At 58.2% G+C, this 26,813-nt stretch carries 25 protein-coding genes and 1 other RNA gene; 15 read left to right on the top strand and 11 right to left on the bottom strand.

Features of this window, described 5'->3' with window-relative positions:
• Positions 1 to 201 precede the first annotated feature (201 nt).
• Entirely contained in the window at positions 202 to 2,784 is a 2,583-nt protein-coding gene (locus COA55_RS05830; protein WP_290500996.1) for an EAL domain-containing protein, read from the top strand.
• Positions 2,785 to 2,810: 26 nt separating this feature from the next.
• Here the strand turns inward: COA55_RS05830 and COA55_RS05825 are convergent, their stop codons facing one another.
• Positions 2,811 to 3,152: a hypothetical protein gene (locus COA55_RS05825; protein WP_290500995.1), complete on the bottom strand. Its 342-nt coding sequence runs from the start codon at positions 3,150 to 3,152 to the stop codon at positions 2,811 to 2,813.
• 218 nt (positions 3,153 to 3,370) lie between these two features.
• Here COA55_RS05825 and ahpC point away from each other — a divergent pair, with 218 nt between their 5' ends.
• The 3 genes from ahpC to COA55_RS05810 all read left to right on the top strand — a co-directional run bounded on the left by ahpC (position 3,371) and on the right by COA55_RS05810 (position 7,415).
• Positions 3,371 to 3,934: an alkyl hydroperoxide reductase subunit C gene (gene ahpC / locus COA55_RS05820; RefSeq protein ID WP_063521492.1), complete on the top strand. Its 564-nt coding sequence runs from the start codon at positions 3,371 to 3,373 to the stop codon at positions 3,932 to 3,934.
• Positions 3,935 to 4,092: 158 nt separating this feature from the next.
• The gene (gene ahpF / locus COA55_RS05815) at positions 4,093 to 5,709 is read left to right on the top strand and encodes an alkyl hydroperoxide reductase subunit F (protein WP_290500993.1); all 1,617 of its coding nucleotides are present in this window, start codon (positions 4,093 to 4,095) and stop codon (positions 5,707 to 5,709) included.
• Between the two features lie 185 nt (positions 5,710 to 5,894).
• Complete coding sequence (locus COA55_RS05810; RefSeq protein WP_290500992.1) at positions 5,895 to 7,415, top strand: cryptochrome/photolyase family protein; 1,521 nt, start codon at positions 5,895 to 5,897, stop codon at positions 7,413 to 7,415.
• 127 nt (positions 7,416 to 7,542) lie between these two features.
• Here COA55_RS05810 and COA55_RS05805 read toward each other — a convergent pair whose 3' ends face one another.
• Both COA55_RS05805 and COA55_RS05800 read right to left on the bottom strand, forming a co-directional pair.
• Positions 7,543 to 9,342 carry a S8 family serine peptidase gene (locus tag COA55_RS05805; RefSeq protein WP_290500991.1) on the bottom strand — a complete coding sequence of 600 codons (1,800 nt, stop codon included), beginning with the start codon at positions 9,340 to 9,342 and terminating at the stop codon, positions 7,543 to 7,545.
• Between the two features lie 166 nt (positions 9,343 to 9,508).
• Positions 9,509 to 9,865 (bottom strand): roadblock/LC7 domain-containing protein, encoded by a 357-nt coding sequence (locus tag COA55_RS05800; protein WP_290500990.1) that lies wholly within the window; start codon positions 9,863 to 9,865, stop codon positions 9,509 to 9,511.
• A gap of 139 nt (positions 9,866 to 10,004) precedes the next feature.
• On the opposite strand from COA55_RS05800, the gene COA55_RS05795 reads away from it, so the two are divergent.
• A complete protein-coding gene (locus COA55_RS05795) occupies positions 10,005 to 10,205 on the top strand; it encodes a hypothetical protein (protein WP_290500989.1) in 201 nt (66 codons plus the stop codon).
• Positions 10,206 to 10,300: 95 nt separating this feature from the next.
• Here the strand turns inward: COA55_RS05795 and COA55_RS05790 are convergent, their stop codons facing one another.
• Positions 10,301 to 11,230 carry an HNH endonuclease gene (locus COA55_RS05790; RefSeq protein WP_290500988.1) on the bottom strand — a complete coding sequence of 310 codons (930 nt, stop codon included), beginning with the start codon at positions 11,228 to 11,230 and terminating at the stop codon, positions 10,301 to 10,303.
• Positions 11,231 to 11,719: 489 nt separating this feature from the next.
• Here COA55_RS05790 and COA55_RS05785 point away from each other — a divergent pair, with 489 nt between their 5' ends.
• Entirely contained in the window at positions 11,720 to 12,043 is a 324-nt protein-coding gene (locus COA55_RS05785; RefSeq protein ID WP_290501023.1) for a helix-turn-helix transcriptional regulator, read from the top strand.
• Positions 12,044 to 12,076: 33 nt separating this feature from the next.
• Here COA55_RS05785 and COA55_RS05780 read toward each other — a convergent pair whose 3' ends face one another.
• The 3 genes from COA55_RS05780 to ssrA form a co-directional block, all read right to left on the bottom strand.
• Complete coding sequence (locus tag COA55_RS05780; RefSeq protein WP_290500987.1) at positions 12,077 to 12,382, bottom strand: DUF86 domain-containing protein; 306 nt, start codon at positions 12,380 to 12,382, stop codon at positions 12,077 to 12,079.
• A gap of 38 nt (positions 12,383 to 12,420) precedes the next feature.
• Complete coding sequence (locus tag COA55_RS05775; RefSeq protein ID WP_290500986.1) at positions 12,421 to 12,711, bottom strand: nucleotidyltransferase family protein; 291 nt, start codon at positions 12,709 to 12,711, stop codon at positions 12,421 to 12,423.
• A 456-nt stretch (positions 12,712 to 13,167) separates the two neighbouring features.
• Positions 13,168 to 13,524, bottom strand: a transfer-messenger RNA (tmRNA) gene (ssrA, locus tag COA55_RS05770).
• 411 nt (positions 13,525 to 13,935) lie between these two features.
• Between ssrA and COA55_RS05765 the strand changes: the two genes are divergently transcribed.
• Entirely contained in the window at positions 13,936 to 14,220 is a 285-nt protein-coding gene (locus tag COA55_RS05765) for a hypothetical protein (RefSeq protein ID WP_063521316.1), read from the top strand.
• 54 nt (positions 14,221 to 14,274) lie between these two features.
• Here the strand turns inward: COA55_RS05765 and smpB are convergent, their stop codons facing one another.
• Positions 14,275 to 14,754 (bottom strand): SsrA-binding protein SmpB, encoded by a 480-nt coding sequence (gene smpB, locus COA55_RS05760; protein ID WP_063521317.1) that lies wholly within the window; start codon positions 14,752 to 14,754, stop codon positions 14,275 to 14,277.
• 167 nt (positions 14,755 to 14,921) lie between these two features.
• Here smpB and COA55_RS05755 point away from each other — a divergent pair, with 167 nt between their 5' ends.
• On the top strand, positions 14,922 to 16,484 hold the full coding sequence (locus tag COA55_RS05755) for a sodium-dependent transporter (RefSeq protein ID WP_290500985.1): 1,563 nt from the start codon (positions 14,922 to 14,924) through the stop codon (positions 16,482 to 16,484).
• Positions 16,481 to 16,789, top strand: a complete 309-nt coding sequence (locus tag COA55_RS05750) for an RnfH family protein (protein WP_290500984.1) — start codon at positions 16,481 to 16,483, stop codon at positions 16,787 to 16,789. Before COA55_RS05755 ends, COA55_RS05750 begins: the two co-directional genes overlap by 4 nt.
• A 46-nt stretch (positions 16,790 to 16,835) precedes the next feature.
• On the opposite strand, the gene COA55_RS05745 is transcribed toward COA55_RS05750, so the two are convergent.
• The gene (locus COA55_RS05745) at positions 16,836 to 17,243 is read right to left on the bottom strand and encodes an outer membrane protein assembly factor BamE (RefSeq protein WP_290500982.1); all 408 of its coding nucleotides are present in this window, start codon (positions 17,241 to 17,243) and stop codon (positions 16,836 to 16,838) included.
• Between the two features lie 187 nt (positions 17,244 to 17,430).
• Here COA55_RS05745 and fur point away from each other — a divergent pair, with 187 nt between their 5' ends.
• Complete coding sequence (fur, locus tag COA55_RS05740; RefSeq protein WP_007149572.1) at positions 17,431 to 17,835, top strand: ferric iron uptake transcriptional regulator; 405 nt, start codon at positions 17,431 to 17,433, stop codon at positions 17,833 to 17,835.
• A gap of 74 nt (positions 17,836 to 17,909) precedes the next feature.
• Here the strand turns inward: fur and recN are convergent, their stop codons facing one another.
• Together recN and COA55_RS05730 are read right to left on the bottom strand one after the other, a co-directional pair.
• The gene (recN, locus tag COA55_RS05735) at positions 17,910 to 19,577 is read right to left on the bottom strand and encodes a DNA repair protein RecN (protein ID WP_290500981.1); all 1,668 of its coding nucleotides are present in this window, start codon (positions 19,575 to 19,577) and stop codon (positions 17,910 to 17,912) included.
• A gap of 30 nt (positions 19,578 to 19,607) precedes the next feature.
• Entirely contained in the window at positions 19,608 to 20,135 is a 528-nt protein-coding gene (locus COA55_RS05730) for an RDD family protein (RefSeq protein WP_290500980.1), read from the bottom strand.
• Between the two features lie 148 nt (positions 20,136 to 20,283).
• On the opposite strand from COA55_RS05730, the gene hrcA reads away from it, so the two are divergent.
• From hrcA to COA55_RS05705, 5 genes are all read left to right on the top strand, one after another.
• Entirely contained in the window at positions 20,284 to 21,333 is a 1,050-nt protein-coding gene (gene hrcA, locus COA55_RS05725) for a heat-inducible transcriptional repressor HrcA (protein WP_063538203.1), read from the top strand.
• 246 nt (positions 21,334 to 21,579) lie between these two features.
• A complete protein-coding gene (gene grpE, locus COA55_RS05720; protein WP_063520966.1) occupies positions 21,580 to 22,164 on the top strand; it encodes a nucleotide exchange factor GrpE in 585 nt (194 codons plus the stop codon).
• Positions 22,165 to 22,298: 134 nt separating this feature from the next.
• Positions 22,299 to 24,224 (top strand): molecular chaperone DnaK, encoded by a 1,926-nt coding sequence (dnaK, locus tag COA55_RS05715; protein WP_063521406.1) that lies wholly within the window; start codon positions 22,299 to 22,301, stop codon positions 24,222 to 24,224.
• A 102-nt stretch (positions 24,225 to 24,326) separates the two neighbouring features.
• Complete coding sequence (dnaJ, locus tag COA55_RS05710) at positions 24,327 to 25,454, top strand: molecular chaperone DnaJ (RefSeq protein WP_063521194.1); 1,128 nt, start codon at positions 24,327 to 24,329, stop codon at positions 25,452 to 25,454.
• Between the two features lie 174 nt (positions 25,455 to 25,628).
• Complete coding sequence (locus COA55_RS05705) at positions 25,629 to 26,789, top strand: hypothetical protein (protein WP_290500978.1); 1,161 nt, start codon at positions 25,629 to 25,631, stop codon at positions 26,787 to 26,789.
• The last annotated feature ends 24 nt before the right edge of the window (positions 26,790 to 26,813 follow it).

The raw sequence follows: 26,813 nt of genomic DNA, 5'->3' as shown, positions 1-26,813 counted from the left end.
CAGCTTTGCTTCTCCCTGGGGCTTCTGGGACACCCGGACACGGTAGGAACCGGGAATCCCTGTAACAGGCCCCAATTGTCGGTGAAAGTTCCGGCTTTGTCAGGTGATGCTGGCCACGGAGCAGCAGGGCGTCCAAAAAGTGAACAGAGGGTGAAAACACAGGGGCTCCCTCAGAACAAACCATAATAATGGACGAATGCTATGCAGGGTGTGCTGATTGGGGCCGTTACCGTTGCGGTGGTGTTGCTGGGTGCACTGTTTTTTCAGCGTAGCCGGGCGATGCTGGCCCAGGTAAAAGACAGTGAAATTCGCTTTCGGCTGGCGATGAAGCATTCCTCCATCGGCATGGCGTTGCTGAGCCCCAAGGGGGAGTGGCAGGCGGTGAATCATGCCTTGTGTGACTTGGCAGGCTACGACGAAGCGGGGCTGCTGAGCACCTCCTTTCAGGATATTTCCCACCCGGATGATCTGCTCAAAAGCCGGGGGATGCTGGCGGACCTGTTGGCCGGAGACATCACCGGATACTCACTGGAACAGCGCTTTATCACCCGTCGTGGCGATGATCTCTGGGTGCGCCTGTCGGTATCGGCGGTGCGTGTCGAGGGGCAGGTCAGTTATTTGATTGCCCAGGTAGAAAATATCCATGCTGCCAGGCTGTCGGAACAGGCGCTGCAGGAGAGTCGTCAGCGCCTGCAAATGGCCCTGGAAGTGGGTGGCGTGGGTATCTGGCAATACAGCCCGCAGAGCGGTGTGTTGTTCTGGGATGAACGCATGTACGAGCTGTACGGGGTGCAGCCCGGCGCGCCCGGCGATGGCACCTTGCAGATCTGGCGTGATCAGGTGCATCCGGACGATTACCCGGACATCAACGCGGCGTTCCAGCGCGTTATCGCGGGTGAGGGGGACCTGGACACAGAATTTCGGACCCTGCGTCCCGGCGGTGAAATTCGGCATATCCGCGTGCGGGCAGAAACCGTGGTGCGCTCTGACGGCGCGGAGACACTGGTGGTGGGCACCAATTGGGATGTGACGGCAGAAAAGGGCATGCAGCAGTCCCTGGCCCATGAGAAAGAGCGCCTGCGCGTTACCCTGACCTCTATTGCCGATGGTGTGGTGGCCACGGATGAGATCGGGCGGGTGACCTTTATGAACCCGGTGGCCGAGTCGCTCACCGGCTGGCGCGAAGCGGAAGCGGAAGGGTTGCCGGTGAGCGATATCCTGATGCTCAGTGACGACAACGCCACGATGCCGGTCCCCAACCCGATTAACGTGGCCCTGAGCGGGGGCGATGTGTGTTTTCTGCGTGAGGGCAGCATGCTGCAAAGCCGCGATGGCAGCCGCTACGAAATTCAGGATTCCGCGGCGCCGCTTAAATCGGCGGATGGGCAGGTGACCGGGGCTGTGATGGTGTTTCGGGATGTGACCTCCCGGCGGGCCATGCAGAAGAAGCTGCGCTACCACGCCACCCACGATGCCTTGACCGGCCTCACCAATCGCCGGGAATTTGAGAATACCTTGCAGGAATCCCTCGACGAGCCGGGGATGGAACACAGCATGCTGTGCTTTATCGACCTGGACCGCTTCAAGGTGGTGAACGACACTGCTGGCCATGTGGCAGGAGACGCCTTACTGCGCGAATGCGCCCGGGTGATCGGCCGGCAGGTGCGCGAGGGCGATGTGGTGGCCCGGCTGGGCGGTGACGAATTCGGGCTGCTGCTGCGCCATTGTCCGGCACAGCGGGCGATCCAGATTGCCGAACGGCTAATCGGCGCACTGGGCGATATCCGTTTTGCCTGGAAGGAATCGCTTTACGATGTTGGCGCCAGCGCCGGGCTGGTGCAGCTGGACGCCAACGTGATTACTGTGGAAGAAGCCATGAGCCGCGCGGACGTGGCCTGCTATGCAGCGAAGCATCGGGGCCGAAACCAGGTGTCGGTGTACACCCCGGACGACAGTGAGGCGTCCCGCCGCCACCTGGAATTACAGATGGCCGCGGGGCTGCGTGAATCGCTGGAATCGAACCGTTTCCTGCTCTACGCCCAGGAGATTCGCCCCATTGATGCCAGTACGGAGCCGTCGCATTACGAGGTATTGCTGCGCCTGCGCGACCGCAATGGCGATATCCTCAACCCGGGCTCGTTCATTCCCGCCGCAGAACGCTACCAGATGATGCCGCACATCGACCGCTGGGTACTCACCCAGCTACTGGTGACCCTCAGCGACGAGCTGGCCGCGCTGCCGCAGCTGAATATCGCCATTAACCTGTCGGCCACCTCCCTGGATGATCCGACCTTTATGCCGTTCCTGGAGTCCCTGCTGAGCAAGACCTCACTGTCACCGGAACGGCTCACGTTTGAAATCACCGAAACCACGGTGGTGAATCAATTATCCTCGGCCAGTGATTTGCTCGGGCGTATTCGTGAGCAGGGTTGCAAGGTGGCGCTGGACGATTTTGGCAGTGGTTTCAGTTCGTTCAGTTACCTCAAACACTTTCCGGTGGATTTCATCAAGATTGACGGCAGCTTTGTGCGCAACCTGCTGCACTCCAGTGTGGATCGCACCATTGTGGAATCCATCAACGAGGTGGCGCATCGGCTGGGCGTGAAAACCGTGGCGGAATACGTGGAAGAGCACGCGCTGATCGGGGTGTTGGAGGAGGCCGGGGTAGACTTCGTCCAGGGTTATGCCATTGGCCGGCCACAACCACTGAGCGCGTTGTTTGAGCAGCAACACCGTGATGTGGGCGCTGTGCGTGGCGCGGAGGTTGTGGCCCGCGGCCGGTGATGCTGGGGCGGCTGCCGCTGCCGTGATCAGGGTTCGTTTTTGCCCGGTGTCGTCAGTTTTTTGTTCTGCTTCCAGCGGTCCAGTTCGCGGGTCATGGACGGCTGTGTGGTTTCTTCCTGCAGCTCCAGTGCCCGCTTCTGCAGTCGGCCTTCGGCGTTATCCGTGCCGCCTGCCCCGCCTTTTTTCAGGCCGGTTTGGGGTACGCTGGTAAGGCCGTCGTAATCCACCCCGTACTGGTAATCTTCCTCGTAGACGTCATCCCCGCGAATGTAGTCGTAATCACTGCCATACGCCGGGGCAGCGGTGCCCGCCGCAATCATCATCCAGCCCGTGGCCAGTGCCAGCTGGCGCCATCCTGTGCTTTTCATGAAGGCCTCCTGCTCTGTGCGTCTTCACATGGGACAGGGCGGCAGCGGTGGGGTTCCTGATTCCGGGCGCGACTGGCGGGTCGATGGGGCGCATTAGGTATTGCCTATCGCTGCAATGAAAGTATCCAAATTTACCAATCGCCGCAAAAAACGCATTCTTACTTCCGACGAAACGTTAACCCAATCGTTTTACCGATAACTTAGGGAGTCTTGGAAACATGGCACTGATTAATAGCGAGATCCAACCGTTCAACGCCACCGCATTCAAGCAGGGCGAATTTGTAGAGATTTCTGACGCCGACGTAAAAGGCAAGTGGGCGATTTTCTTCTTCTATCCCGCTGACTTCACCTTCGTTTGCCCCACCGAGCTGGGCGACGTGGCTGACAAGTACGAAGAGCTGCAGCAAATGGGCGTGGAAGTGTTCTCTGTGTCCACCGACACCCACTTCACCCACAAGGCATGGCACGACACCTCCGACACCATCGGCAAGATCAACTACTACATGGTGGGCGACCAGACCGGCACCATCACCAACAACTTTGAAGTGATGCGTGAAGGCCAGGGTTTGGCAGATCGTGCGACCTTCCTGGTCGATCCGGATGGCATCATCCAGGCCATGGAAATCACCGCTGAAGGGATTGGTCGTGATGCAGACGATCTGCTGCGCAAAGTGAAAGCGGCCCAGTACGTTCGTAACCATCCCGGCGAAGTGTGCCCGGCCAAATGGAAAGAAGGCGAAGCAACGCTGGCTCCTTCCCTGGACCTGGTCGGCAAGATCTAAAGGGTCTGTCGGACGTCTGACGTCGGAAGTCTGACGCTAAAACCAGCTTGGTTTTGCGTCCGACGTCAGACACCCGACGTCCGACTGCTCAATGCTTTAGCTCCACAACCCGAATTTTCTCCGTCACTGACGACTGAATCTGGAACAAGGGAAGACTCATGCTCACGAATGAAATTTTGCAGGCTCTCAAGGGCTACGCCGCCAACATGCAGAAGAAAGTCACTTTCGTGCTGCAAGCAGGCACCCATAGCAAACGCGACGAACTGGTGAAGTTTCTCTCCGACATCGCCGGTGTCAGTGACAACCTGGCGTTCGAAGAACGCGATACGGGCGACACTCTGCGTAGCCCGATCAGCTTTCTGCTGGAAGCGGATGGAGAAGACACGGGTATCCGTTTCTCCGGTATTCCCGCAGGCCACGAATTCAATTCCCTGGTGCTGGCGTTTCTGCATGCATCCGGGACAGACATCAAGCTGGACGACAGCCTCCAGCGCATGGTCGCCAATGCCAAAGGCGACATGCATTTCGAAGTGTTTATCAGCCTGAGCTGTCATAACTGCCCGGACGTGGTTCAGGCCCTGAACCAGTTCGCCTTGTTGAACCCGAATATCACCACCGAAATGATTGATGGCGGCCTGTTTCAGGACGTGGTCAATGAGCGCGATATTCAGGGCGTGCCGAGTGTGTACCTGAACGGTGAGCTGTTCGCCAACGGCAAGGTCACCGCCGCCGAGCTTATCGACAAGCTGCTGGAGCACGACCCAAGCATCGCGCAGGCTGGCGCTGGTGAAAAACTGCCGCTGCAGGACGTCACCGTGATCGGTGGTGGCCCGGCCGGTGTGTCTGCGGCCATCTACAGCGCTCGTAAAGGCCTCAAGGTCACCCTGATTGCCGATCGCATCGGTGGCCAGGTGAAAGACACCATGGACATCGAAAACCTGATCTCCGTGAAGAAAACCACCGGCCCGGAATTGTCCGGTGCGCTGCAGGCGCACATGAACGAGTACGACGTCACCGTGAAAGAACACCTCAAGGTGGCCCGCGTCGAGAAGGGCGAAATCAAGACAGTGGTGCTGTCTTCCGGTGAAGAGATCGACACCAAGACCGTGATCGTGGCCACCGGTGCCAAATGGCGCGAACTGGGTGTGCCCGGTGAGAAGGAAAACATCGGTAATGGTGTGGCCTATTGCCCGCACTGCGATGGCCCTTTCTTCAAGGGCAAGGATGTGGCGGTGATCGGTGGCGGTAACTCCGGCATTGAAGCCGCACTGGACCTGGCCGGTATCGTTAAATCCGTGAATGTGTTCGAGTTCATGCCCGAGCTGAAGGCCGACAAGGTGCTGGTGGACAAGGCGGAAAGTAAAGCCAATGTCACCATCCACAAAAATGTGGCCACCAAACAGATCACGGCCAGCAATGGCAAGGTGGACGCCATCGAGTACGTGGACCGCGAGACAGAGCAAGTGCATACCCTGCCGCTGCACGGTGTGTTCGTTCAGATCGGTCTGGTGCCCAACAGTGATTTTCTGGAGGGTGTGGTCGAGCGTAGCCGGTTTGGTGAAATCGAAATCAACGAGAAGTGCCAGACCTCAGAGGAAGGTATTTACGCCGCCGGTGACGTGACCACGGTGCCGTACAAGCAGATTGTTATCAGCATGGGCGAAGGCTCCAAGGCTTCCCTGGCGGCCTTTGAATACCTGATGACCCAGGGCGACCGGCTGGATGCCCTGTACGAAAATGGCAAAGACGAGCAGAAGGAAGCTGCCGTTGCCTGACCCCGCTGGCGCTCACCAGCTGTAAGCCAAAAAGCCACCGCGGATGCGGTGGCTTTTTGGTTTGGGGATAGGCGGTTACTGAGCCTTTGCCAGAAACGGTGGATAGTGTTTTGGGATCGGTATTCTTCACCTCCCCTGTACGGCTCGCACCTCATGCTAAAGATCCATTATGGAAGGACATGCGCGTGAAAATCGGGATCATCCTTGGCGACCAGCTCAGCCTGCATTTGCCGACGCTGGGAGCATTAGACCCAGACCAGGACAGACTGGTGATGGCCGAACTGCGTGACGAAGCCACTTATGTAAAACATCACCAGCAGAAGATTGCCCTGATCTTCAGTGCCATGCGGCACTTTGCCCACGATCTGGAGCAGGCGGGCTGGCGCGTGGATTATTATCGCTATGGCGAGCATGACGTCAGTGACTTTGCCTCGCTGATTGCCGGGCGCTATCGCGATGCCGAAGAAATTGTCGTGACGCAATGTGGCGAATATCGACTTCAGCATGCCATCAACCAGGACTGGCAGGCGCGCAGTGGTGTATCGATCCGCTGTCTCGATGACAGTCGATTTCTGTGCTCCCCGGACTTCTTTCAGAAATGGGCGTCAGGCAAGAAACAGTTGCGCATGGAATTTTTCTATCGGGAAATGCGCCGTCATACTGGACTGTTGATGGAAGGCGATGAACCGGTAGGTGGCCAGTGGAATTACGACAGCAACAACCGCCAGCCCTATAAGGGTAAGACGCCCCTGCCGCCCGAGCTGACCTTCGAGCGCGATGATATTGATGAGCAGGTGCTGTCTCTGGTCGCGGATCAATTTGCTGATCACATCGGCACTCTGGATCGATTCCAGTGGGGCACCACCTCTACGCAGGCACAACAGGCGCTGGCGCATTTCATTGAGCATCGCCTGCCACACTTTGGTGATTATCAGGATGCCATGGTGACGGGTGAAGACACCCTGTTTCACAGCCTGCTGTCGCCCTACATCAACCTCGGTCTGCTTGATCCCATGGCGGTGTGTCAGGCCGCCGAGCAGGCGTACTTCTCCAGTGACGCACCGCTCAATGCTGTGGAAGGTTTTATCCGTCAGATCATCGGTTGGCGGGAATACGTACGCGGCATTTACTGGTTGCTGATGCCGGACTACGCCGCGGAAAACCGGCTTGGCAACGACCGGCCTCTGCCGGCGTACTACTGGACCGGCGAGACCAAAATGCGCTGCATGGCCGAGTGTTTCCGCAACACCATCGACCATGCCTATGCCCATCATATCCAGCGTTTGATGGTGACTGGCAACTTTGCGTTGTTGTTGGGGGTGCTGCCGGAAGCCATCTGCCAGTGGTATCTGGAAGTGTATGCGGATGCGTTCGACTGGGTGGAACTGCCCAACACCCTGGGCATGGTCATGCATGCCGATGGGGGTTATCTGGGCAGCAAACCCTACGCCGCCTCAGGCAGCTACATCAATCGCATGTCGGATTATTGCAAGCACTGCCAGTACAACGTAAAGACTGCCAGCGAATCCGACAGCTGCCCGTTCAACAGCCTTTACTGGCACTTTATTCATCGCCATCGCAAACAGTTTGCCGGCAATCATCGCATGAAAATGATCTACGGGAATCTGAATCGGATGGATACGGCGAAGGTGGATGCCATTCTGGCGCGGGCGGAATCGTTGTTGGCGGACCCGGATGCGTTATGAGTTAAGGTGATCACGGGCTGTTTTCGCCGCGTTGCTTGCAGTGTGAAGCATGATGCTCCTCTTTATCAGGTACAAAAAAGCCGGCGCACCAGGAGGTTGACGCCGGCGAAACCGTAGGCAGAAAAACTTACGGATTGGTGAGTAGCGTATAGGCACCGGCACCACTCTGGGCCTGTACCTGCCAGCGGTAGTAACCGCTGTTCACATTGGAGTGAATCTCGGCGACGCCGCCCTGTGGGCTGGCAGTGGTCACGTTGTTCCAGCCGCAGAAGAACAGGAAGCAGCTTTGTGCTTGCAGGGTAATGGTGAAGCTGGCGCCCGCCGGGCTATACAACCAGGCATCAATCTGCCCGCCGGAGAAGTTGAAACCGTTGGGCGGCAGGATCGCAGAGCCACCGTTGTTTAGCTGGCCTTCATAGCGGGTGCAGCCCGGGCAGGGGGAGGTTTCTGTTCCCACGCTTACGGTCTGGTCGGTACTGCCGGTCTGGTTGGCGGTGTCGGTGACTGTCAGGGTCACGGTGAATTCGCCATCCACTCCGTAGTCGTGAGTGATCTGTTCGCCACTGGCCACATTGCCGTCCCCCAGGGTCCAGTCCCAGGCCGCTACGGCCACATCATCGCTGGAGCCGCTGGCATCCAGCTCACAAACCGTGCCCGCGCAATCCGCGGTGAAGGCTGCTGTCGGCAGGCGGTCAATCCCGGAGCCGTCCCGCTGAGTGATCTGCAGTAAACGGTTGGGCGACTGGTTGCCCGCATTGCTGATGGCGCCGGTGACGGTGTCGTCCACCAGTGCCACATTGACGGCGCCGGGAGTGGCACTGGGGTTGGCACCCAGATACAAGGCGGCCGCACCGGCGGCATGTGGCGCTGCCATAGAGGTGCCATTCAGGCTGGCGGTCTGGGTATCGGATTGATACCAGGCCGAGGTGATGTCACTACCCGGTGCAAACAGATCCACGCAGGCGCCGAAGTTGGAAAAGGAGGAGCGTTGGTCCTGGCGGGTAGTCGCACCGACCGTCAGGGCTTCTGGCACCCGGTTAGGCGAGCCATTACAGGCATTGGCGTTATCGTTACCTGCCGCCACCACCATGGTCACGCCAGCATCGACGGCGTTGGCGACGGCGGTATCCAGTGCGGTGGAGGTAAAGCCGCCCAGCGAGAGGTTGGCCACGGCGGGCTTCTGGTGATTACCGGCCACCCAGTCGATACCGGCGATAACCGCAGAGGTGCTGCCGCTGCCGTAGCAGTTCAGTACCCGTACCGGCACCACGTTGGCCTGTTTCGCCACACCATAAGTGCTGCCGGCAGCGGTGCCTGCTACATGGGTGCCGTGGCCGTTGCAATCTTCATAGTCGTCAGGGTTAACGCTGCCACCAAACAGGAAACCCCCGGAGCTCACGAAATTGCGACCGGGCAACACCCGACCGGTAAATTCCTGGTGTGTGGTGCGCACGCCGGTATCCACCACATAGATGTTCACATCACGCCCGCCGTTGTCTGGATACTGAAAACTGCTATCCAGCGGCAGGGCCGGTTGATCGACCCGGTCCAGGCCCCAGGTGGCGTTACTCTGCACGGCAACGGTGGTCACCATGCGGTCCGGTTCCACCGAGATGACGCCAGGCAGGATGCCAAGCAATGATGCCTGCAGGTTGGTCAATCTTACGGTCATGCCCAGCAAAGCATGGTCATAGGTATAAAGCACCTCGCCCCCACCGATACCGGCCAGCAGCGTTTGAATAGCTGTGGTCAGGCTGCTGAGGCCCAGTTGCTCGGTGATATTCGGTGCCAGGGTCACAATGTATTGGTTTTGGATGATCTCCCCCATGGCGGGGGTAGTGTTATCGTCGGCGGCCCAGGCGGGTGACAGCACGCTGCCCCCCAGAACGGCGGCCAACACGGCGGCCTTGAATGTCGATCGTGGCATTGCGTTCCCTCCAGTACGTTAGTTTCAGAACGCTAGGGAAACGCCGTGTATCTCTCCATGGGCAGGGTGTAGTTTTTTGTTGTTTTGAAAGGGGTTCAGCGGCCTGTAAGCGCCGCGTTTAAAGGCAAGAAGGGAAAATGAGAACTGGTCGTGAAGATACCGTCGACTAAACCAGTCCCCTCAACCGGGAAACCGTTTTCCATGCCAGCATCTGCATGCGCTGGGAGTTAGTGGTTGGCTTGGCCAGGCAGGCAAACACCATATCGTTCACCGGCCAGATGCTAATGCAGCCAAGATGGCAGCGAATAAACACCTCTTCACTCAAGCCCAGCTTCAAGCCGATCAACACCCGGTCGCAGGCCTTCTTCATCTCAAAGAACAGCGCGTTCTGCTCGTCATAATCCAGCCCCTCGCCAAAGTGAACCACCGGCAAGCCGTCATTACTGATCAGGGCGACCAACAGAATGTCGTCGGAGGAGGCTTTCAGGTCTTCCAATGGAGGAGTGAGGGTGGCGAGCTTCATTATTGTTATCCGTCAGGGGGCGTTGGTTTTAGATTAGATGGGCAGGGTCATGCAGGTCAAAGGCAGAGTTGCGTCCAGGTATTTCGGTGGATTGTTTGGGCGATAAAGGGTCGTTAAAAAGGTGGCACGAGGAGCGACTATGAATTTTGAAGTGAGTTACCTTTACCGGGACGCCAGCAACTACAAACGATATGAATCCGTCGTAGTGAAGGTGGTTGACGCTGATAAACCAGAGGATGTGGAAGGCATGCTTGGTGAGCGGTTTGCAGATCTTCGAATTTGGCCAGATGTGCTGCATTTTCGACCAGAAGATCTAGGCTGGCCTACGGCTTATTTTTAGGATCATGATGAGGCTGGAGATGATTTGGGCTTGCATGAGATAGAAGCAATTGTCGAAACCGGTAAGACGTCTTCCTGTCATCTATGATGATTATATTAATTGGCCTTTAAGAATTCTTCAAAGCGTGCTGCGAGGTGATCTTTGTTTGGGTGAAGTGCCTTTTGTGAGGGGACGATAAGCTTTCTTCCGTTAAGGGCTTTGATGCTTTCTTCAAGAAGGGGGCCGTCAGTTTCAGCCATTACTTCGTCACTCACATGGATCTTGAAGTCACTATCTATTCCGATTAGGTGCCTGTCATATGCAGTGTGGTGGAGCTTGCTTAAAGCAATACCGTTCTGAACAGCGGCGACTCCGTTTTCTTCTGTGTCAGGGATGATGTGGGCAGCGTCTAGAAGGCGCGGAGTTGGGAGTCCTGTCATCGCGCATTTATTCTGATAGGCAGACAGCACAGCTTGCCTGAATGAGGATTGATGAAGTCTGGTTCTTGATTCCCTTATGGCGTATCGGCGCTCGAAACTATTGGGAATGGCATAATGACCATCAATTAGTGGTGGTAATAAATTATCAAGTTCCGCGCTTACAGAAACATTGCAGTAGGAATCTTTCTCTCCGCGGTCGAAGATTTCAGAAACAAAGCAAGGGAAAAGAGCGCTGTAGTAGCCAGGGGACACGCCGTGAAAGTATATGAATGGCTGGTTAAGGGTCTGGGCTTCCCAAAGGTAACGGTTGTTGTGTTGGTGTGCGCCACCTTCTTGCAGCGAGTAATGATAATAGTCTTCACTAGATTGATGGTCATTGTAGATATTGAAGCGCCCAGTTTTGGGTATGACCGTTTTAATGCTGATAAGCCCCTTTGACATGGCGGCTGGCTTGAAAATGCCAATTGCTTTGCTGGCAAAGAGGACCTTCTTCCCTTTGTAATAAAAGCCCTTTTCTATCGCTGCCCAAGGGATGGCGTCCCCGTATAAGGCCTGAAGTTGGCGAGCTTGCTTGAAAGCAGCCTGAAGGATTTCTGAATCAGACATTGGCGCGCTCTTTGTCCATGGGGCGAGGGGGTACGGTCAATCTAATGGAATTGCTGGTGGCGTTCAAAGGTTGGCGTCTGGATTCATTAATGGCGGAGGGGTTCCTGGAGGCATTTTCGGACCCCGATCATTGGTTCAGGCCTACGCCGCACGGCACAAAACAAAAAAGGGCCACCCCATCAGGGTGGCCCTTTTTCGTGGTGCAGTTTGGTGGGCAGGCGGGAATCGAACCCGCGTCCGTCAGCAATCCATCTGCAGGTCTACATGCTTGGCCAGATCTATTGACGTAAGCCCATATGGCCCGGCTGGCAGGTCTTGTCGCGTGCGCGACGCTGTTATTGGCGCGGCCCTTTCTGGATTGGGGCAACTTATCAGTTGCCTCTGGGGTGACGGTGCGGATTATTCTAAAAATGAAACATATACGTTGCTTTCTTGGCTGCAGGAAACTAATGTGTTTCTTATTAATAAAAGGCAACTTGTGTGTTTACAATGATCCGTTCTCTCTTGGAACAGTTGAAGAATCGCCGTCTCGCGCTGGGGCTCAAGCAGAGTGACATGATGTTGCGGGTGGGGGTTTCCCGGCAGCAGTACCAGCGTCTTGAGTCGAAGGGCAATCCCCGGCTGGATACGCTGGCGTTGATTGCCAAGGGGCTGAACAGCGAGTTGGTGCTGGTGCCAAAAGAGAAGCTGGCGGCGGTTCAGGCGCTGCTTGGGAGCGGGGAGGAAGAAGAGATAGTTGCGCAGAGTTGGGGTGAGGACGAAAGGCGAGTCTCTGACGACCCGTGGCGAGGCCTTCTTGGTGATGATTCATGAACCAGGAACCTGTTTGGCTCTGGGGTTCTTGCATTAATCTCCTGATGCGAAAGCCTCAAGCTTGCTCAGTAGTTCGGGGATGTCGTCTCGAATAATGCTCCACAGCGTATCGTTATCAATGCCAAGGTAGCCATGAATCAGTCGATTACGCGTCGCGATGATCATTCGCCATGGGATTTCCGGGTGAGAGACTCGTATCTCGTCAGGAATATGTGTTGCTGCTTCGCCGATAAGTTCCAGGTTGCGGAGGGTGGCATCGTAGGTCAGTGCACTTCCCACGAATTCATCTTGCTCCATGCCCTCTGTATAGGACAGCACTTTCGAAGCAAAGTCTGTCATGTCGTTTTAAGTAAAACCTCCACTCCCTTTTGGCTGGTTCAGACATTGACCCGCTCCTGCTCAATGTAAGGGCAAAGTTCAGCGCGGAGGGCTTTGCTGGTGACCAGGTCCACTGGACAGCCAAGTCTGTCTTCCAGGTAAAACTGAACACCGAAATAGCGACTGGACGTTGCGGGGCCATCAAAAGCGACAAGGACGTCAACGTCACTGCTTTTTGTGGCTGTGCCGCGTGCTGTGGAGCCGAATAGCGCGAGTTCTGTAACGCCGAAGCGTATCGCTAGCTCGGATTTACTGTTGGCCAGTATGTTGAGGACGTGTTGTCTGTCCATGCTTTGCTCATTTATTGGTGTGTATGGCCAATTTAATGTAATTGGTGGTGTCGTACAAAATATGCGAGGTGCAGGATCAATGGCGGAGATCGGCTGCCGCCGATTTCCGCCCTACGATAATATCATTGGCTTCAGGCTTAAGCCGCGCGGCACAAACAAGATTCATCGCGGGTTTGCGAGAATGCGCGAGTCCAGCACTTTACTCCGCCCTGGGTGAAATCGATGCCAGGTGGGAGATTCAGCTTGCTGAACGAAGGTTTTTTTGATTTTGGGTTTTGTTCGCCCCTCCAGTGGGGCTCCTACAGCAAGATCCACCCTCGGTGAACTCTGTGCCCTCTGTGGTAAATCCGCGTTTGAGCTTTGCGTGCTGCATGTTGCGTGAAGCGTGTTGCAGCCGCGAAGCGGCATAAAAAAAGGGCCACCCCATCGGGGTGGCCCTTTTTGTTACTTGCTGTTTGGTGGAGCCGGCGGGAATCGAACCCGCGTCCGTCAGCAATCCATCTGCAGGTCTACATGCTTAGCCATGTTTATTGATTTAAGCCTTCACAGCCCAACTGGCAGGACGTGAAAGCCGAGCCCCTAAGAGTTTTAACAGCGCCATCCGGGGCGGACTTTGCTGCGAGCCTGTGTTGCGATGCTCGCCGCTCTTCCCCACAGGCAGGGTCGATTGGCGATAAGCAGGGTTTAAGCTGCTAGTGCGTAAGAATCGTCGTTTGCGATTACTTTAATGTGCCACAAATGATTTACGAGACTCGTGACCTTCTCGGCATGCACCACAGAGTTCAGTACCGGCGTCGAATCCAGGTCGGCCCCTGTGATGGCTTCATTCTAAGGGATGGGGGTGGGGAAGTCGATTTCAATGTGTGCGCGTGCGGGTTGTTCGGAGGTGGCGGAATTGACCATGCCTTGGTGGCAGGCGACATGAAGATTGTTCAGTTTGTAACCGGAATGTGAAAAGTGTTACCTGAATACACATTTGTTGTCCGACAATCCGACTCAATAAGCTTGTGCTGTCATTTTTCGGGCGCACTATAGCGGTGTCTCCACGGCAAAGTTACATCGGCCAGTGGTGAGGTTGAGCAAAAGGTGAACGGGTAGCCATAAGCGACCCAAGGGCATCTGGCTCAAATATTGTGTACCACACAATGGCTTTACAGCGAGCCTTGAGATTGATGTATCAAGAAGGCCGCTGATCAAAGCATTGTCGTTCATTGAAGGAGAAGGATGATGAACACGATCTTTCGGTCAGCAGGGCAAGTTTCCGAGAAGGCACTGTCGCCTTTGAAGGCTCAGCCGCTGCTCTACAGAGCGTTGCAATTGGTATTTGCGCTGGCTGCGTATGCAGCAGGGATTTACCTGGTGAATATGGCGACCCCGGAAGCACGGATTCCGGTGATTCTGTTCGCCGTTTACTTCCTGCCTGCGGTGCTTCGCGCCTGGCTGCAATTGTATTGGCAGCTGCGTGGCGATAGCCGTGCACAGGACGTAAATACCCGCCACACGGCGTAATCAAGACAGCCTGAGACAGTGCCCGGCGGCAGGGCGTGACACCTCTTTACGGCGTCATCTCTGCCGCAGTATGCGCTGCTTCTGGCGATTCCAGTCGCGCTCTTTCTCTGTGGCGCGCTTGTCGAATTTCTGCTTGCCTTTGGCCAGTGCGATGTCGCACTTGGCGAACCCTTTCTTCCAGTACAGGCTCACCGGTACGCAGGTGAAGCCGTCTTTCTGTACGCCGCCAAATACCCGCCCCAGCTCACGACGGTGCAGCAGCAGTTTGCGCGTGCGTGTCGGGTCCGGGTTAACGTGGGTGCTGGCGGTGTTGAGGGGCTCGAAACGGGCACCGAACAGGAAGGCCTCGCCGTTTTTCAGCAAGACGTAGGCTTCTGTCAGGTTGCCTTTGCCGGCACGCAGGGACTTCACTTCCCAGCCTTCCAATACCAGGCCGGCTTCGAAGTGCTCTTCCAGATGATATTCGTGGCGTGCCTTGCGGTTTTGCGCAATGGTGGCCGACGGTGCTTTGGCTTTCTTGTTGGCTTTTCCCATAGGGCGGCGATTATAGAGCAAGGGGTGAGTGGCTGATAGCGGTTTGTCTGCTGTGGCCGGTGCCGGGTGAGTGACTGCTTACCATCTTTGTGCTGTTACTGGCGGTCACTTGAGCCGCCCTGCCAAAAAAAAGACAATACCGCCACGCGAACAAGGGTAATGGTGTTATGAAGCAAGAAAACAAGTCGGTCCATGGGGTATGGGGCAGCCGCTGGGTGTTTATTCTGGCGGCAACCGGGTCGGCAGTGGGGCTGGGTAACATCTGGCGCTTTCCGTATATCACCGGGGAAAACGGTGGCGGTGCCTTTGTGCTGCTGTATCTGCTGTGTATTGCGGTGGTGGGGATTCCCATCATGGCTGCAGAGGTGATGCTGGGCCGCAAGGGTGGCCTGAGCCCGATCAACACCATGCGCAAGCTTGCCGGTGAGAGCAAGGTGACACAGCGCTGGGCGGGGATTGGGCATATGGGGGTGCTGTCGGCATTCCTGATCCTCTCCTTTTATTCCGTGGTCGCCAGCTGGGCTCTTTATTATGCCTGGGAGGCGGTGGCCGGTGGTTTTCAGGGGATTACGGCGGCGCAATCCGGGGCACGGTTTGATGCGTTGCTGGCAGATCCCTGGTTGATGATGGGCTGCCACACCCTGTTTATGGTGCTGACCATGGTGGTGGTGGGCCGTGGTGTGAAAGGGGGGCTGGAGAAGGCTGTTGAGATCCTCATGCCGCTGCTGTTCGTGCTGCTGCTGGTGCTGGTGGGCTATGCCGCCACCACGCCGGGTTTCAAGGAGGGGCTTTTGTTCCTGTTTGAGCCGGATTTCTCCAAGCTCAATGGCAAGGTGGTGATTACTGCCGTGGGGCAGGCCTTCTTTACCCTGAGCCTGGGCATGGGCGCGATCATGGCCTATGGGGCGTATATGCCCCGGGAGGCCGTCGGCAAGAAGGGGGGCAAGCCCAAGCCGGTGTCGATCATGTCCACGGTGATCATTATTGCGCTGCTGGATACGCTGGTGGCGCTGGGTTCCGGTGTGGCCATGTTCCCGCTGATCTTCTCCAATGATCTGCAGGTAGGCCAGGGGCCGGGCATGATGTTCGTAACGCTGCCGCTGGCGTTTGGTCAGATGCCGGGCGGCATGTTGTTCGGTTCCCTGTTCTTCATTCTGGTCGTCTCTGCGGCCTGGAGCTCGTCCATCAGTTTGGGGGAGCCGGTGGTGGCGTGGCTGGTGGAGCGCGGTCTGTCCCGGGGGCTGGCCGCTACCGTGGTGGGGCTGGGTGCCTGGGTGCTGGGCATCGGTTCGGTGCTGTCTTTTAACCTTTGGCAGGACAATACGTTCCTGGCGGGCACCTTCTTCGACAACATGGAATTCCTGTCCACCACGGTGATGTTGCCGCTGGGTGGCTTGCTGATTGCCATCTTTGCGGGTTGGGTGATGAAGGAAACCCATGCGCGCAAGGAGCTGGGGATCAAGAACTTCAAGCTGTACCTGGTGTGGCGCGCGCTGGTGCGGATTTTCTCTCCGGCGGCGGTGGTCGCCTTGTTTGTGTATTCCATCTGGAGTGCCGTGGCGCCTGCCGATGAGGCTGCCCCGGTGAAGGAACCGGAACCGGTTGCGCCGGCGGCCTCTGAAGCGCCGGGCGAGGCGGCCGGGGCCGAGATCCCTGCGCCAGTGGCAGAGCCCGCGGATGATGCTGAAGACGGTGAGGTGCCGTCGGCGCCGCTGGAGCCAGCACAATGAGTGATGCCATGATTCACGTGGAAGTGACCTATGCGTTGCCGGAAAAGCAGCGTTTGATAGGCCTGGATGTGCCAGAGGGGACCACCATGCTGGAGGCGGCCCGGTTATCGGGTATCGACGAGCAATTTGCCGGCCTGGAGCTGGGCAAGGCGCCCATGGGGGTGTTCGGCAAGGTGGTGGCGAACCCGGCGGGGCATATACTCAAGGCGGGCGAGCGGGTGGAGATCTACCGCCCGTTGACGGCGGACCCGAAGCTTAATCGCAAGAAACGAGCAAAAGAAAAAGCCTCTGCAGACAAGGGCTGAGAGGCTCTTTTGTAGCGTGGCCAGTCAGCAAGGGGGGGGCGCTCGCTTATTCGGCCTCATCCTTGCGGTCAGCGGCTTTGCGCTGCAATTCCAGATCATTGCGTCCGGAGGTCTTGGCCTTGAAGTCGTCGATGACTTCACCTTCGTAGCGGCTGTAGGTGCCGTTTTCAAAGTACACGGTGATGCTCTGGCTGACGTTCTCGCCCTTGCCGGGCCGGTAAGTCATTGGGTAGATCCACAGGTCCGGGGTAAACGGGTCGACCAGAGTCGGTGCGCCGAGAACATAGCGCACTTGCTCCGGTGACATGCCGGGCTGCAGCTCGCTGAGCATATCTTCGGTGACGAAGTTGCCTTGTGGGATATCAATGCGGTAGACGCCGGGGAATCGCAGGGTGCTGCAGCCGGCGGTGGCCAGAAGTGATATCAGTGTCAGTGAAACTAGAATCCGGGGCATGATTTTCGACTTCGCTAAGTGTTCGGGCGATAATACAGACTTGGGAACCCATGACAAACTCCCGTCTGGTAGTCTGGTCCTCTTCATGGACAGTTCACCGGGCGAGGAGTTCGCCTTGGTGCCTCCGGTGGTACAGATTTTCCGCCTTTTTTAAAACCGCCATTGATTGGCAGATGGAGCATACGCATTGGATAATCAGGATCTCAGAAAAGCGGGCCTTAAAGTGACCCTGCCGCGGGTGAAAATCCTGCAGCAACTGGAGAAGTCCGAAGAGCGCCATCTGAGCGCGGAAGACATCTACAAGTCATTGATGGACTCCGGCGAAGACGTGGGGCTGGCCACGGTGTATCGCGTGCTGACCCAGTTCGAGCAGGCTGGCATGGTGCTGCGCCACAATTTCGAAGGGGGCTCAGCCGTTTTCGAGCTGGCCGATGAAGACCATCACGACCACATGGTGTGCATGGAAACCGGCCAGGTGGTGGAATTCATGGATGACGTGATCGAGAAGCGCCAGCACGCCATTGCCGAGGAGCACGGTTACGAAATCGTGGATCACTCGCTGGTGTTGTACGTCAAGCCGAAGAAGAAGTAGTAGCGCCTCGCGCAGCACGCTTCATGCCGCACACGGGCGTGGTGCCTGTTGCGTGAAGCATGCTGCGTTTCTTGTCAGGCTGCCTGGGCTTTGCTCAGCATCTCTTTGGCGTGATTGCGGGTGGATTCGGTGATTTCCACGCCACCCAGCATGCGCGCCAGCTCTTCCACCCTTGCGGTCTCGTCCAGCCCCTGAATGCGGGTGTGGGTGGTGTCGTCTCCCTGAATCTTGTGTACCTGCCAGTGCTGGTGCCCCTGGCTGGCGACTTGTGGCTGGTGGGTAATGCACAGCACCTGGGCGTGCTGGCCCAGCTCGCGCAGTAACCGGCCGACGATCTCGGCGACGCCGCCGCCCACGCCCACATCCACTTCATCGAATACCAGGCTTGGCACGGTCAGGTTGCGTGCACAGATCACCTGAATGGCCAGGCTGACCCGCGACAGCTCGCCCCCGGATGCCACCTTGCCCAGCGGTTTGAGCGGCTGGCCGGGGTTGGCGGAGAACAGGAACTCCACCTCTTCCAGGCCGTCGAGTGTGGGGCTGCATTCGCTGGGGCTCGCATCCAGCTGGGCCGCTTTCATGCCCAGGGCGGTGAGTTGTTTCTGTACTTGCTGGCTGAGGGCCTTGGCGGCGCTACGACGCGCCTTGCTGAGTTTGCGTGCGCTGTCCATATAGTGCTGCTGGGCCGACGTTTCCTGCTCGGCCAGGGCGTGCAGGTGGGCGTCCACATTGCCCAGCGCGTCGGACTCGGCCAGCAGGCTGCGGTGATGCTCTACCAGTTCTTCCGGGCGAACGCGATGTTTGCGGGCCAGGGTGTAACACTGGCTCAGGCGCTCTTCCACCTGGCTCAGGCGCGCCGGGTCCAGGTCCAGTTTTTCCAGATAATGGCGCAGATCGTCGGCGGCGGCTTCCACTTGCAGGCGGGCGGATTCCACGGTGTCGGCAATGCTGCCCAGGCCGTCGTCGTTGTTGCGGGCGTCATCCAGCCAGTGGCTGACCTGGCTGAGGTGGTCGTTGCAGGTGCCGTCCTCGCCTTCATAAAGCGCGCTCAATGATTGCTGGCAGACGCGGATCAGGCTTTCTGCGTTGCCCAGCCGTTGCTGTTCCTGTTCCAGTTGCTCCAGTTCGCCGTCTTGCAGTGAGAGAGCGTCCAACTCTTCCAGCTGAAAGCGCAGCAGCTCTTCTTTCTCGTTCTGTTCGCGGGCCTGGTTGAGGGCCTCGTCGTGGGCACGGCGGGCTTTTTGCCAGTGGCGCCAGTGCTCGCGCACGCTGTTGGCCAGGTCGCGGGCATCGGCGAAGTTGTCCAGCAGTTGCCGGTGGGCGTCTTTTTTCAGTAGCGCCTGGTGTTCGTGCTGGCTGTGAATGCTGATCAGGCGCTCGCCCAGCTCGCGGACTTCCGCCAGCGGCGTGGGGGTGCCGTTCACATAGGCCCGGGAGCGGCCGTCGGCGCGCACGGTGCGGCGCAGCAGGCACTGCTCTTCATCGTCCAGTTCGCGCTCGGCCAGCCATTGGCGGGCGGCGAGATTGTTGCTCACGTCAAAGGTGGCCAACACCTCGGCGCGGTCGTGCCCGTGGCGAACGATGGATGAATCGGCGCGATCCCCGAGGGTGAGCCCAAGGGCGTCGATGATGACGGATTTGCCTGCCCCGGTTTCGCCGCTGATGACGGTGAGCCCGTTTTCGGGCTCCAGCTCCAGCTGGTCAACGGTGGCAAAATGACGAACGCTCAGGTGTGTCAGCATGGTGCTCCTCCGGAACAGGCGAAATCGGGGTTAAGCGGTGGTGCTCTGGGTCTGGATGACCCGGGTGCCGGCAAGGTGGTCGTGCAGGCAGCGGCGGTCAGACCGGAAAATCAGCAGCGGGTCGGCAATCATGATCAGATTGACGCCGGGCAGCTGGGCGAGCACGTGAAAAACAAGGTAGCGCAGGCCGTAGAGCTTGCCTGCGGGCACGCTGTCCTGCTCCATGCCGACGATGCGCATGTTGAGAATCGCCTTGCCAATGGTTTGCTGGCGGTTGAACAGCAGCCAGCCCTGCAGGGCGAGGAAGATCAGTTCCCCGGCGATGAACAGGCCAATGCTGGTGGTCAGGTTGATGTCGCCGCTGCCTTGCATCAGGGCGTCCCAGATGCCGGTGAAGTAGATGATCGGGCCGATGACCAGTAGCTGTACCAGCCCATCAATGATGGAGCCAAGAAAACGGTACAGGCGGCTGGCCAGTTCCGGGCTGTCGGGCCTGGCCGGGCGCCGGGTGGTGCTGCCCGGGGCCTGGTAGGGGTTGTTCGGGTTTTCGTCGGTCATGATGACGTCCTTGTTATGATGACTGTTCTTATGGTCAGTATTGTTAATGGTAGGGGATTCGCGCGCAGAGTGTAAGCCCTCTGCCCAATGAAACCCGGCTGCGGTTCTCTATATAATAGAGGGGCGATTTTCTGGTACATATACCCCCATGGCAAAGCTGGATCTTAACGAACGTAAACAACGACTGCTGATGACGCTGGTGGAGCGGCATATCCGCGATGGCCAGCCGGTGGGCTCGAAGACGCTGGCCAGTGGCAGCGGCCTGACCGTGAGCCCGGCTACGGTGCGCAATATCATGTCTGAGCTGGAGGAGTTGGGGGTGCTGAGCAGCCCGCACACCTCGGCGGGGCGCATCCCCACAGAGCTGGGGTACCGCCTTTATGTGGATTCGCTATTGGCGACCAGTGTCATGGAGCGCCCGGACCACCGACACTTGAAGAAGGAGCTGCGGCAGCTGCTGGCGCCGGAGCAGTCCTCCCAGGAGTTGATTGCCCAGGCGTCGAAAACCCTGGCTGAGCTGACGCGCATGGCCGGGCTGGTGGCAGTGCCGCGTCGGGATGTGTCCACATTGCGGCAGGTGGAGTTTTTGCCGTTGTCGGGCAAGCGGGTGCTGGTGGTGCTGGTGGTTAACCGCTCCGAGGTGCAGAACCGCATCATCCATACCGATCGGGACTACGATGAGGTGGAGTTGCGCCAGGCGGCCAACTATATCAATCACACCTATGCGGGCTGCGACCTGAACAGCATTTGCGATGGTTTGCTGGATACCATGAACGCCGACCGCCAGCAGATGGATGCCCTGATGCAGACGGCGGTGGCGGTGGCGGACAAGGCCCTGCGCACCGAGCGGCCCGATTCCGATTATGTGGTTTCCGGGGAATCCAACCTGATCCAGTCTGCCGAGGCGGAAAACCTGGGGCAGCTGCGCAACCTGTTCGACGCCTTCAACCACAAGCGCGATATCCTGCATTTGCTGGAGCGGTCCATGAAGGCCGACGGGGTGCAGATCTTTATCGGCCGTGAATCCGGCTTCCAGCCCTTCGAGGATTATTCGCTGATTTCTGCACCCTACCAGGCGGATAACGGCCCGATGGGGGTGCTCGCCGTGGTTGGCCCCACCCGCATGGACTATGAAAAGGTGATTCCCACCGTGGATATTACCGCCAAGATCCTCTCGGCAGCGCTGACCCAGCTTTAATTTCGTTGATAGTGGATAGTTAACAGCTGCGCGGGTGAGGTTGTCGATTTTGGAACGTATGAGGCCGCGCCCAGGCTTGTGGGCGCGGCCTTTTGCGTCTCAGAAGCTGACCGGGGTATCCCGCAGCGCTGCCAACTGACCACTATCCACTGTCAACTGCCCCTTCCCCCTTGAATCCCCACCAATAGTTCCCATATCTTTGCCCGCTTTCCTGATAAAAGCCCGGATAGGGATGTGGAGTGATGAATGAGTGACCAGGAAAAAGACCAGAACAATGCCGAGCCGCAGGTAGAAACGGTGGAAGAGCAACAGGCTGCCGCCGCCGCTGAAGCCGAGAGCGAGCAGGCAGAACCTACCGTTGAAGAGAAGCTGGCTGAGGCAGATGCCGAGCTGGCCAGGGTCAAGAAGGCGCTGGCTGAGGCGGATATCCGTGCCCAGGCGGAAGTGCAGAACGTGCGCAAGCGTGCCGAGCGGGATGTGCAGCATGCCCGCAAATTCGCCCTGGAGAAGTTCGCCGGTGATCTGTTGAGCGTGGCGGACAACCTGGAGCGCGGTCTGGCGGCGCTGGATGCCGAGGACGAGGCGCTGAAAGGGGCCCGTGAGGGCATCGAGCTGACCCTCAAGTCCCTGCTGGATGCGTTTGCCCGTTACAACCTGGAGCAGATCAGCCCTGCGGACGAGCCGTTCAACCCGGAATTGCATGAGGCCATGACCATGGTGCCGGTCCCCAATGTGGACCCCAATACCGTGATCGAGGTGCTGGAGAAGGGCTATCAGCTCAACGGCCGCCTGATTCGCCCGGCGCGAGTGGTGGTCAGTAAAGCCCCCTGATTGGGTGTGGGAAAAAGCGATTCGGCCCCTTGAAACGGCGAGCATGACCGCCATATAGGAGCCAGACGAATTAACAATTCAACTGCCTGGGGCGCCGACAGGGTCCCGGCTGGTGTGAAGGAGATAGAACGACTATGGGTAAGATTATCGGTATCGACCTGGGTACGACCAACAGCTGTGTGGCCGTGCTGGAAGGTGACAAGACCAAGGTTATTGAAAACGCAGAAGGCGCGCGCACTACGCCGTCCATCATCGCCTACACCGACGACAAGGAAACCCTGGTCGGTCAGTCTGCCAAGCGTCAGGCGGTGACCAACCCGGAAAACACCCTGTACGCGGTGAAGCGTCTGATCGGCCGCCGTTTCGACGACAAGGTGGTTCAGAAGGACATCAAGATGGTGCCCTACAAGATCACCAAGGCTGACAACGGTGATGCCTGGGTGGAAGTGAAAGGCGAGCAGATGGCGCCGCCGCAGATCTCTGCGCAAGTGCTGAAGAAAATGAAGAAGACCGCGGAAGATTACCTGGGTGAATCTGTCACCGAGGCTGTTATCACCGTGCCGGCTTACTTCAACGATTCCCAGCGTCAGGCCACCAAGGATGCCGGTCGCATCGCCGGTCTGGACGTGAAGCGTATTATCAACGAGCCCACTGCAGCGGCCCTGGCCTATGGCCTGGACAAGAAAGGCGGCGATCGCACCATCGCGGTCTACGACCTGGGTGGCGGTACTTTCGATATTTCCATCATCGAAATCGCCGAAGTGGATGGCGAGCACCAGTTTGAAGTGCTGGCCACCAACGGCGACACCTTCCTGGGTGGTGAGGATTTCGACCTGGCGCTGATCAACTTCCTGGCGGATCAGTTCAAGGCGGACTCCGGCATCGATCTGGGCGGTGATCCGCTGGCCATGCAGCGCCTGAAAGAAGCGGCCGAGAAAGCCAAGATTGAGCTGTCCTCTGCCGAGCAGACCGAAGTGAACCTGCCGTACATCACTGCAGACAGCACCGGTCCCAAGCACCTGGTGGTGAAAGTGACCCGCGCCAAGCTGGAATCCCTGGTGGGTGACCTGGTGAGCCGTTCACTGGAGCCGTGCAAAACCGCACTGGCTGATGCGGGCGTAAAGACGGCCGATATCACCGACGTGATTCTGGTGGGCGGTCAGACCCGTATGCCGATGGTGCAGAAGAGCGTTACCGAGTTCTTCGGCAAAGAGCCGCGCAAGGACGTGAACCCGGATGAAGCGGTTGCCATGGGTGCAGCGATTCAGGGGGCGGTACTGAGCGGTGACGTGACCGACGTGCTGTTGCTGGACGTGACCCCGCTGACCCTGGGTATTGAAACCATGGGCGGCGTGATGACTCCGCTGATCGAGAAGAACACCACTATCCCGACCAATGCGTCGCAGGTGTTCTCCACCGCGGACGATAACCAGACTGCCGTGACGGTACATGTGCTGCAGGGCGAGCGTAAGCAGGCGGCGCAGAACAAGTCGCTGGGTCAGTTCAACCTGGAAGACATTCCGCCGGCACCGCGCGGCATGCCGCAGATCGAAGTGACCTTCGACATCGACGCCAACGGTATTCTGCACGTGGGCGCGAAAGACAAGGCCACCGGCAAAGAGCAGACCATCCAGATCAAGGCCTCTTCCGGTCTGTCCGATGAAGAGATCGATCAAATGGTGGCGGATGCCGAAGCCCACGCGGACGAAGACAAGAAGTTCGAAGAGCTGGTGCAAACCCGCAACCAGGCGGATCACCTGGTGCATGCGACTCGCAAGACTCTCGAGGAAGCCGGCGACAAGGCCACCGACGAAGAGAAAGAGTCCATCACCAAGGCCGTGGATGAGTTGGAAGAAGCCGCCAAAGGTAGCGACAAGGACGACATCGAAGCCAAGATCAAGGCGTTGTCCGAAGTGTCCGCACCGCTGGCCGAGAAGATGTACGCCGAACAGGCCCAGCAGGCTGAAGGTGCTGCCGGCGCCGAAGGCGGCCAGCAGCAGGCAGGCGATGACGTGGTCGATGCCGAGTTCGAAGAAGTCGACGACGACAAGAAGAAGTAAGTAACGCCTGACGCCCGACGCCGGATGCTGAACGCAGTTGCCTTTCAAGGTTGTGCGTTTGGCCTCCGGCGTTCGGCGTCTGGCTAAGCCAAAGGCTTATCTATGTCTAAACGTGATTATTACGAAGTGCTGGGTGCGGCGAAGGATGCCAGCGCGCAGGATTTGAAGAAGGCTTATCGTCGCCTGGCGATGAAATACCATCCGGACCGTAATCCGGATGATGAAGAGGCCTTGGCCAAATTCAAGGAAGCGAAAGAAGCCTACGAAGTGCTGGCCGATGAGCAGAAGCGCGCGGCCTATGACCAGTTCGGCCATGCCGGCGTTAACGGTCAGGGTGGCGCCGGTGCTGGCGGCGGCTTCGGCGGCGGTGGCTTTGGTGACATCTTTGGCGATATTTTCGGCGACATCTTCGGTGGTGGTGGCGGTGGACGCCGTGGCCCTGCCCGTGGTGCAGACCTGCGCTATACGCTGGAGCTGACCCTGGAACAGGCCGTGCGCGGCTGCGATGAAAAAATCCGTATCCCCACCTGGGATAGCTGTGATGTCTGTCATGGCTCTGGCGCGAAAGAGGGCAGTCAGCCGGTAACGTGTACCACCTGTGGTGGCGTCGGCCAGGTACGGATGCAGCAGGGTTTCTTTACCGTGCAGCAGGCGTGTCCTACCTGTAAGGGTGAAGGCAAGATCATCAAGGATCCCTGTGGCAACTGCGGTGGCCAGGGCCGGGTGCAGAACACCAAGACCCTGTCGGTGAAAATTCCGGCGGGCGTGGATACCGGCGACCGCATTCGTCTGGCGGGTGAAGGTGAAGCCGGCATGCACGGCGCGCCGTCCGGTGACTTGTATGTGCAGGTCGCCGTGCGTGAGCACGACATCTTCCAGCGCGATGGTGACAACCTGTTCTGCGAAGTGCCGATCAGTTTTGTCGATGCCTCGCTCGGTGGTGAGCTGGATGTGCCCACCCTGAATGGCAAGGTGAAGCTGAAAGTGCCGGCAGAAACCCAGAGCGGAAAAGTCTTCCGCCTGCGTGGCAAGGGTGTGGCGCCGGTTCGTGGCGGTGCACCGGGCGACTTGCTTTGCAAGGTGGTCATCGAGACGCCGGTGAAGCTGTCCGGCGAGCAGAAAGAGTTGTTGCGCAAATTCCAGGAGTCCCTGGAAAGTGGCGGTAACCGCCACAACCCGCGTAAGAGCAGCTGGTTCGAGGGTGTTAAGCGGTTCTTCGATACCAAGTAAGCGCTTCTGCTCCGATAGGAAAAAGCCCGGCATGATTCTCATGTCGGGCTTTTTTGTGGTTGTGTGCCGCGCATGGCGGCCCTCAGCCAATAGTATGGAATTTGATCAGGTTCATTGCCGCTGTGAACAGCCTTGCGATATTGTGCATAAAAACAACAATAATCAGAGGTAATTATGAATTCACGGCGGCTGGCGTGTGTGCTGGGGGCGTTGTTGTGCTGTGCACCCGTCTTTGCGGTGTGCGCACCGGTGGATCAGGCCTATGAGCGCGTCCGCGCTACCTTTTCCCAGAAGGCGCCGCTGGTGCCGAACCTGCCGGTATTGAATGCCGACTGGCAGCCTGCGCCTTTCGATCCGGCCCCTTATACCTTCACGGTGGAAGAAATTCGCGCTAACTGGGATCAGTTTATGCGTGGCTTGCGCTTGCCGTACCCCTCCGCCGACTACTTGCAAGCTCGCTATCAGCGCTTCCCGGATTTGTATCGGGATCTGCGCTATCAGGATGACGACTGGGAGCAGCATAGCCGCAATGTGCTGGAGGCTTGGCAGGCCTTCTTTCGTGGCGATTTCCGTCAGGCCCGGGATCTTGGGCGTCGCTACGGAGGCTATGCCCGGGTGCCGGCGGTGGTGGCGCAGATTGTGTATGCCACCTATCTGGCGCCCACCCACGAGCAGAAGCAGCAGCTATTGCAGGAGGCCATCAATGACATGGCCTGGTTCGGCGAGAAGATGGTGGTGTTGCCTGGCGACAAGGCGCTCACGGCGGATTACTGCATGATGCGGCTGGGGTTTGGTTATGCGGTGGCGCGGCTGGCAGAAGATGAGTCCGTGCCGGCCACCTTGCAACGCAATTACGCCGCCATGGTGATCAATGCGGCCACGGAAATGTTGGCGGTGGCGCCGGATCACCCGTTGGCGTTGTCATTGAGTGCGGCGTTTGAAGCCAATGTGCTGCGCCGGGTGGGCAAAACGGCGGGCAAGCTGACGCTGGCGGCGGACAGCAATGACGCCATCCAGCCGTTCGAGACTGCGCTCAGGCAAGAAAAGGATCTGGCGATTGTCCGCTATGAATATGCTAACAGCCTGCTTTATACCTATCAGGCAGAGGCGCTGGAGCCGGCATTGACCCAGTTGCAGTTGGCGGCGCAGTTGCCTGCGGGGTTTTCCATGGAGTGGCTCGACCGCGCCTATGCCCGCAAGCGGCTCAAGGAGGTGCTTGCCTGGCGCGATAGTGGCATGAGCTTCAAGCGCTTTGACCGAAAGCGGCGCAAGTACATGCTCAAGGAAAACGTCAATCTCTACGCGGTGACCCTGCCGCCCTTTCTGGTAGAATAAGCCGCTTGATGCCGAACGCCAGAG

The sequence above is a fragment of the Alcanivorax sp. genome, from assembly GCF_002733835.1.
Taxonomy (GTDB): domain Bacteria; phylum Pseudomonadota; class Gammaproteobacteria; order Pseudomonadales; family Alcanivoracaceae; genus Alcanivorax.
Note: the sequence above shows the minus strand (reverse complement) of the source record. Positions and strands in the feature narration are given on the sequence as shown.